The 963-nt window shown below is 42.7% G+C and carries 2 protein-coding genes and 1 pseudogene; 1 reads left to right on the top strand and 2 read right to left on the bottom strand.

Annotated features, from left to right (window positions below; all coding sequences use genetic code 11):
- On the top strand, positions 1-541 hold a 541-nt coding region (locus IQR33_RS25665), incomplete at its 5' end, for a hypothetical protein (protein WP_193844177.1).
- A gap of 5 nt (positions 542-546) precedes the next feature.
- Here IQR33_RS25665 and IQR33_RS25660 read toward each other — a convergent pair.
- On the bottom strand, positions 547-744 hold the full coding sequence (locus IQR33_RS25660) for a hypothetical protein (RefSeq protein WP_109168529.1): 198 nt from the start codon (positions 742-744) through the stop codon (positions 547-549).
- Position 745: 1 nt separating this feature from the next.
- A pseudogene (locus IQR33_RS25655) lies at positions 746-963 on the bottom strand (hypothetical protein); the annotation flags it as partial.

Raw genomic sequence — 963 nt, 5'->3', positions numbered from 1 at the left:
CCCCAACGGAGAAACGGCAGAAAAATTGGCAAATGCGCTAACCGTAGATGTAGAACAACTGTTTTTTAGACGCTCTAAGGACACACACGATTACCTAAAGGAGAAAAAACATAGAGCATTTGCCAATAGACCATTAAGGAAAGTGGAGGCTGCTGTTTTAGATTGGGCAGACATACACTCTGTAAATTACAAAAAGAAAAAAGAGACCGAAGAAACAGTTATCGCTTACGCAAAAAACATAGCCAAAGTGTGCGCATATCGAAATCATAAAATATATGCTCCCAGTGCAGGCTATGACATAGCTACCGTAATCGTTGTAGAGCATGGAAATTCAGAGCTAAATCATGGCTCAGAAGTTGTCTTCAAATACAGAGACAGTAGAGAAGTTGGGATCAGAAAAGTGTTCATTGAAGAAGGAGTTCCGGATAGTCCATTTTTATGCGCTCTTGATGAGAATAGCCCTATCCCACCAATTTGTTATGACGAGCTAAACATACAAATAGTGGGAAAAGTAATACAGACTATTAACTACAAACCATAAACAGCTTAGATAACTTGATAGGTACCTGAAGAACTCCCCTTACTTACAGGTACCTCTGCATTACTTGTCATCTCATCCACGACAGCATTGGCGATCGCTTCTGCCATCTTCCCTGCCATAGCGAATTCACCATCAAGAACAAACCCTTGCGCTTTCAGTTCGTTTTCTAGCTTCTGTTTCAGTGATGCTTTGCTCAGTGCCATCTTACTTACCTGCAAATACGGTGGTTGATACGTCTACGTGAGGTTTACCAACGAACGGACAGATGGTTGCACCGGTACAAACTCCTTTGCCCCCGTTCATCTTTATCGTGTCAGCATCCTCGGTGATATTGTTGGCGGTGGTTGCCTTGTTCCCTTTGACGGTTTCCGTATGGTCACCATCAATTTCAGCAATGCGGTTTTCGAGCACTTTGATGCGTT

This window comes from Vibrio sp. OPT46, from assembly GCF_015163535.1.
In the GTDB taxonomy this organism is placed as follows: domain Bacteria; phylum Pseudomonadota; class Gammaproteobacteria; order Enterobacterales; family Vibrionaceae; genus Vibrio; species Vibrio alginolyticus.
The sequence above is the reverse complement of the archived record's forward strand: the minus strand, read 5'-3'. Positions and strand labels throughout refer to the sequence as shown.